A 6,909-nucleotide genomic window follows, 5' to 3' on the forward strand; every position below is an offset into this window, starting at 1 on the left:
GCACCCGGGAGGAGTTCCGCCTGATTCGCCTTCAGGTAGCAACCTCCATAACTAACTCGCCTAACAGCCCCGCATGCTCGCGAGTCCCTTCACCTGCCCATCCTGCCTCCTGTCTATTTCGTTTCCTCCTCGCCCTGCTCCGCGAGGTATTGATGCTCCCTCAAGCGAGCGCCTCCTCTTGTCGCTTGTGGACTGCCATGGCTGCCTACAGTTCCGCCCCCTTGTGTCCCTGTGTCCCCTCCCGTGTCCCTCCCTGTGTCCCTCTATGTGAATTTGTGAAGTAGCAGGTCAGAGCATGTTTTTGACGAGTTATTTACTTTTCACCGGCCGGTCGTAGTTGCGATCGGCTCCAGTAAAAAGGGCCGCTTGGGTTGGTATACCTGAAAGACGAAGAATGAAGAGAATAGGCATTAAGATCGTTATGCGTACGCGGTGGGCGGCTGCGATGGACACACCCGTAGCAAGCTCGACACCCCCGTCGGCTCGGCTAAAGGTCCGCTCAACTGAGGTCGCACCCCTCGATCGTTGGCTCGAAGGACTGCATCCTTGGCGCGGAGGGCGCAATCCTGCTTGACGAAAGTCCACAGGGCACAGCCAATGAGGGCCGGCTCCCTCAAGTCGCGAGGGATTTGACTCAGGCCTGGCTGCTCATGGCTAATGAGTCGGGACCGGATGTGGATGTCGACCGGCACCCAGCTGGCCAGGCGGGTGAACCCAGGTCGACCAGCCACCCCTGAGGTGCGTCGACATGGCCACAGTGGGTCCGCGTGAGCACCGGCCGCCCACCGTTCGTACACAGTCACTACTGCAGCCACTGCCCTGTGGCGTCACATGTGAGCGGGAATCACCCTCGCACAGCTTTCGAGGCGTTGTGGCTGGTTGGGCGATGCAAGTACTCGATGAAAAGTCACCAGATGAGAGCGTCCAGGCGACCTCTCGCGACTGACTACCCCTTCAAGATCACCTAGGGCCTCCGGTCTTCTATGATAAGAAGCAAACTCCACGAAATTTAGGGCTACTTGCATCATCTCGGACTATCAGGGGAGTGATTGCGGCGCAATCACTCCCCACAGCACGGATCCATGGCGTCACGCCGATAGGCTCGCCTCCGCGTCAGTCACAGCACCCAACGGAGAAGCCCATGTCGTCCAACAAACCCGGCCTCAAGCGAGACCTTGCCGCCGAGAGGGCAGCGCGTAGGGCGGCAACTCAGCAAGCTCGTCTTGTGCCGCAGAGCTTGCCGACGGTGCGACCCGAGCAGCTCATGCCCAGCCCCGAAAACGGCCGCAAGAACCTGCTGAAGATCGATGAGCTGGCCGACACCCTGCGAACCGACGGAATGAACACGGCTATGACCGTGATCCCGCCAGACGTCTACGTGGAGCTCTACCCTCAGCACAAGGAGGAAGTCGAGGAGCGTGTAGCTGGCGGCGTCCTCTTCGTCGTTCATCACGGCCACCGGCGGCTCGCCGCGGCGTTGAAGGCCGGCCTGTCTGAGGTACCCATCTTGGTCCGCCGCGACGTGCCAAGCCTGCGCATCGCCGCCATCCAGGAGAACCTTCAGCGGATGGGCCTCAACCCCATCGAAGAGGCAACGGAGTTCCAGGAGGCCCTCGACGAGACGGACGAGACGGGAAAGCACCTCTCCCAGCGGGAGCTCGCCAAACGCGTGGGCTGTTCACAGACCTATGTCTCTCACCGCGTGGCTCTACTCCGTCTCATCCCGACCCTGCAGCAGGCCGTCATTGACCACTGGCTCAAAGAGCAGCAACTCCTGGAAGCCCCTGCGGACCTCACCAATACTGATGAGCGTTTGCTGCTGCCCGTGCGTGAGGCCGCAACGGTCTACTCTCGCCTGCGAACCGACATGCAGGAGGCCTTCGCCCGCGGAGAGCTGACCACGGCACAGGCAGCCGAAATCAGCAAGCTCCCCGTGGGACAACAAGACACCCCCCCGGACGAGCCCACTGGTGACTGCCACACAATCACCAGTAGGGAACCCGAGGGACTCTCCCTGCCGGAGCCCAGAGAGAGCGAGCCCCGGAAGGCCACCCCATCATCTCCAACCAGCCCCATCCAGCCCAGCTCCTCCGAGCCGCGAATGCCTCAGCCCAGCACGACAACGCTGGCACCCACATCAGAGTCGGCCGATGTAAATACAGCGGTGGCAACTGCTGACGAGCCGCGAGGCGTGATCGTAGTGCGAAGTGTCGAGGATCTGGCAATGCGCATCGTCGACTTCCTGAGCCAGTCGGAGATCCAGCAGCTGACGGCACTCCTGTCCGCATGACACGAACTCGCGCGTCGCCCAGCGGCCTCGCCCGGTGAGGCGACTCGTTTTTGCAGCACCCAGCCCTGTAGCCTGCGCCCCGGTAACGCAACGTCTGCTGGTCTTCCCCCGAAGCACTGCATCGGCCTTGGAAGATCCTTGATCGCGGCGCAATCAAGCCCGCGCCATCGGCACATCTACCTGGACCATCCGCACCAGAGGATGGCACCGCTAGCACTGCCATAGTCCGACGCACCCGCGTACGCAGACCGCATGGCACGCCGCGCGCAAACTCGCACTGTCCGAGTGATTGCGCCGCAATCACTCGTGGAGGCTCACTGATGAAATCGTCCCGCAACCGCACCGCCGCTCAGCCAGAGAATCGCATCGCCCGCGTCCTGGCCCTCACGAACCAGAGCGGCGGCGCCGGAAAAACGACATCCGCAGTAAACGTCGGAGCCTGCGCAGCCGATCTTGGCTATACCACACTCGTCATCGACGCAGACGCACAGTGCGACGCGTCCGCCGCTGTCGGCTACGACAACCCAGACAACATCTCCAACCAAGCCAACCTTTACGACGTACTCACCGGAGCCGCCAAGATCGAGGACGCCGTCGTACAGGCAATGGCCGGCCCCCACGGCGAGGACGGCACCAAGCCCATCCCCAACCTCTTCGTCGTCCTCGGCTCCAGCGCACTTGAGGAAGCCGAACAACTGCTCGCGCCCAAAACAGGCCGCGAGTTCTGGCTCAAGACTCAGATCGAGCGGATCCGCGACACCTACGATCTCATCTTGATCGACTGCCCCGGCAACCTCGGCCTGATCGTCGTGAACGCGATCGTCGCCGCAGATGACGTCGTGGCATGCGTGAAGCCCGGGTGGAAGGAGCTACGAGCCCTCACCCGCATGGAAGCCAAGATCGAAGAGATCAGCCAGACCTTCTCCATCATGGGCGCGCGTGCCGAACTGGCCAACATCCTCATCGTTGACTGCCCAACGACCCGGAACCAGGGCGCCGTGTATGACGACAGCCAGCAACAAGCCAAGGAAGCATACGAAGAACTGGTCCTCCCGACCGTACGCAGGAGTCCTCGGATCCCCGAAGCGTATGCCGCGCAAAAGGCATTGCGCTTCTATGACCCGGTGACAGAGAACCCGTCAAAGCTGACCCCAGCCTCGGCTCTGTCCGCCACCGACGACTATTACCTCGTCACCCAAGCCCTCGGCTTCACTCGACGGTAGGTCGCAGTGTGTGATTGCGACGCAATCACCAGCACAAGGCCCTGCATGGGGAGGTCGTCCCCGTCCAGGGCCTTGCACGTCCCCGGAAGTCCCCAGCGCAGTCCAGATGCGATGGGGAGCTCTTTTCTATATCTCCGTGGGCCCGCCGGTCGGTGTCGCTACGCGACGCACTCGAGCAGCGAGCGGCACAGCCAATGGCGGCTAGTCCTGCGTCAGGTCACTGAGACCGAACTGGATGCTCCTGGGGGTTCTGTGCGCGGGGAGCGGCCGCCTCACTTCGTGACCAATTCGGCTGCGGCCGCGTACGCGAACCGGGCATCGTCGGTATTCGCCGCAGACCGACCCGTCGTCCGCTCGAGTTTCCTCAACTCGCGAACCGCAGCCTCCACGTATGTCTGGAGGCTGACCAGTTGAGTGGGGGTATGGCATTGGGGAAGCACGGCCGCGATCTGGTCCAGCCAGAAGGTGACATCCTCGTCGTCGTCCAGGCCAGCCCGCTGTTCAAGCAGCCGCTGTGCCACCGGGGCGAGCAGTGCGTGACGGCGTGCCGCTGCTTCTTCCGCGCGGCGCTCGGCTGCAGCCTGGGCAGCGGCCAACTGCTCAGCCTCGCGAACGGCTTCGGGCGTGCGGCGAACGGGCCGGGCGCCGTGGGAGGCTTTTGTGAGGACGGCAGCTTGCATCCGCTTCGCCTTGTTGTAAGCCGCGCTGGGGGTGTTGACGGCGAGCGTCGGCGCTAGGTCGGCCCATTGTGCCCCTGCGGAACGGGCGTGCTCGATCGCCTTCGCCTGGTGTAGGTCTGCCTGCTCGCGGACGTACTCCCACAATCTGACACGTGCGATCGCGGCCTTGCGTTGTGTCTCTTCGCTCTTCAGAGCGCCAGCGTTGGCTTCGAGATACATCAGGGCTCGGAACAACTCCTCGTCTGCCGGCATCCGGCCCACGTTCTCGTCTTCTGCGTCTTCGTGTAGCCGGCGCAGCTCACCAATGACAGCTGCGGTATCGATGTTGCCGATGCGAACAGGCGGCTTGAGCAGCGGCTTCGTGGGAGTGGTCGACTTCCGGGTGGGACGGGCCATGGGGTCGATTTTGCCCGACCGAAGTGATTCACATTCTGTGAATCGCGCGACGAGGGATTCCGCAGTCGACTACGCAAGCGGGGAGTCAGGCTCACAGGCCCAATTTGCGTGACAACTCTCCCTCGACGAGGCGGCTTCTCGCTATGCCGGTCCGGCTTCACGTTGCTGTCCCACAGCCCGCCCCATCAGGAACTTGTACGCACGGATCACCCAGCCCACCCCCTGCAGCTTCTGTGTGATGAACGTAGTACAGGCCACTGACAATGCAGCGAACTCCGGCGCTGAGCGCCTCCGGTTCGAGGACGCGTCTCCTTCCCCGGCTGAAGCCGGGGAAGGAGACGCAAGATCAACTTATGGGACGACTGACACAGTGGGCGCCTTGAACGCTCTGCTGGCCGCGCTGGCGCGCTCGCGGCCATGCTGCGCGATCACTGCCCGCTCTACAACGCCGCGTTGCACGAACGCCGCGACGCCTACCGGCACAGCTCCAAGGCCAACGTCCGGTACGGCCAGGAGTCCGCCCAGCTCAAGGAACATCCGCGCATTCGACCCGGAGCATCAGGGCCGCTGGTCCCTCTCATACCAGCAGGCCTCCTTGCGCCGCCTGGGCAAGGCGTTCCTCGCGCTTTCCGCCGGATCAAGTCCGCTGAAAAGCCGGGCTATCTCCGTTTTCGCTCAAGCAAGCGGTTCGACACGGTGGACTTCCCGAAGGACGGCGACGGCTGCCGCTGGGACTCCACCCCGCACGGCCCCGTCACCCGAGTGCGCCTGCAAGGTGTTGGACACGTCAAGGTCCACCGGCACGGGCCCGTCTAGGGCAACGTCAAGACGATCAGCGTGAAACGGGAAGGGCGCCGCTGGTACGTCATCCTCACCACCGAGCAATCGCAGCCCGAGCGGCTGCGGTGACCGGTAGCGTGGTTGGCATCGACAGGGGCATCGCCAACTTTCTCGCCGACTCGGACGGCGGCCTCGTGGCCAATCCGCCTCACTGGGCCAAGGCCGCGACCAAGCCGGAAGCCGCTCAGCAGGCCCCCGCCCGGTGCAAGCGCGGATCGAAGCGGCGTTGCAAGGCCGTGGAGAGGCTTGCCCAGCTGCACCGCAAGGTCCGCCGCCAGCGCCTGGACCACGCCCACAAGACCGCGCTCGACCGTGTACGCGGACATGACTTAATCGCGCACGGAGACCTCAAGATCCGCGCTATGAGCAGGGCCTCCGCACTGAAGCCGGATCCAGGACGGCCGGATGGCTTCCTGCCCAACGGGGCCGGCGCGAAGGCCAGGCTCAATCGTTCGATCGCTGATGCCGGATCGGGGGTGTTCTTCCAGACGTTCACCGCCAAGGCAGCATGAGCCGGACGAGAAGTGATGGCGGTGGACCCCCGCAACTCTTCCCGGCGGTGTCCCGCATGCGGGCACACCGCCAAGGAGAACCGGCCCAGCCAGGATTTGTGGGTGCCCTGAACGTTCCCTACATTGTCTGCGGGACGAGCTGGCGCAGGGCTGGGTTGTAGCCCCCGTTGCAGGCCCGCTCTGCTACGCCTCTGCGAAGGCCCGCAAGGACTACGCCGGCACCGTGAAGTACTCGCGCAGCGTGCTCCGCAGCCGCTCGAAAGTGCAGGCGCGCTCCCAGACCCAGGGTCTGGTGGGCCCGGGCGACAATGCGATCCGCCTGCGCTTGATCCCTGTCCCCGGCGACCGGCCGCAGCTGGGCGCCGCAGATGCGGACCATGTCCGCCAGCGCATGCGCGTCGCCCCTGTCGCTCTTAGCGTTGGAGGTGCCGTACCGTTCCTTGAACCGAGCGGCCTGGCGGGGCTGTTGAGCGCGTAGACCCGGTACCCGGCCGCGATCAGAGCCTGCGCCCACGGACCGCGGTGGGTCTCGATCCCGTCCACTAGCTGCCCAAGCTCCAGCTCCCCGCCGCCGTGCCTGGCAATAAGGGTGTGCAGCTTCGTGATGCCCTCCACGCTTCCGGTAGCCGCGCGGCGACAAGCCTGTGGCGCCTTCGTCCTGCATTTCGACGTCGGTCTCCCAGTTGTCGCCGATGAATAGCACCAGTCCCATCCCTTGCCTACGAACCTTGCGCAACCTGCGGAAGGCACGGCGTGCGTGCTAATGAATCAAGTGCCCACACCCAAGTGCTCGGCGGGCACGCCATCCCATCAGTTCCCTGAGTCAACCTCTATGCCGTAATCGGCTCCTCGGGGGGGGCGTCTTGATCTTGTTGTTGGCCTGGTGGATGGCTGGGTCGTAGCAGGTGCCGTCGCGCCAGCAGGCCCACATGACGCGGAGCCAGGAGCGCGCGAGGATGCGGATGGCG

3 protein-coding genes and 1 pseudogene are annotated in these 6,909 nt (G+C 64.1%); 3 read left to right on the top strand and 1 reads right to left on the bottom strand.

Going from position 1 to position 6,909, the window contains the following annotated elements; genetic code table 11:
• The first annotated feature begins 1,141 nt into the window (after positions 1-1,141).
• Together AC07CM_RS46965 and AC07CM_RS46970 are read left to right on the top strand one after the other, a co-directional pair.
• The gene (locus tag AC07CM_RS46965) at positions 1,142-2,290 is read left to right on the top strand and encodes a ParB/RepB/Spo0J family partition protein (protein WP_478882710.1); all 1,149 of its coding nucleotides are present in this window, start codon (positions 1,142-1,144) and stop codon (positions 2,288-2,290) included.
• A gap of 320 nt (positions 2,291-2,610) precedes the next feature.
• Positions 2,611-3,513: a ParA family protein gene (locus AC07CM_RS46970; RefSeq protein ID WP_478882711.1), complete on the top strand. Its 903-nt coding sequence runs from the start codon at positions 2,611-2,613 to the stop codon at positions 3,511-3,513.
• A gap of 272 nt (positions 3,514-3,785) precedes the next feature.
• Here AC07CM_RS46970 and AC07CM_RS46975 read toward each other — a convergent pair whose 3' ends face one another.
• Positions 3,786-4,589: a hypothetical protein gene (locus AC07CM_RS46975; protein WP_478882712.1), complete on the bottom strand. Its 804-nt coding sequence runs from the start codon at positions 4,587-4,589 to the stop codon at positions 3,786-3,788.
• Positions 4,590-4,994: 405 nt separating this feature from the next.
• Between AC07CM_RS46975 and AC07CM_RS46980 the strand changes: the two are divergent.
• Positions 4,995-6,037: pseudogene (locus tag AC07CM_RS46980) on the top strand (RNA-guided endonuclease InsQ/TnpB family protein); the annotation flags it as partial.
• Positions 6,038-6,909 lie beyond the last annotated feature (872 nt).

The organism is Streptomyces sp. NPDC044061 (assembly GCF_056434305.1).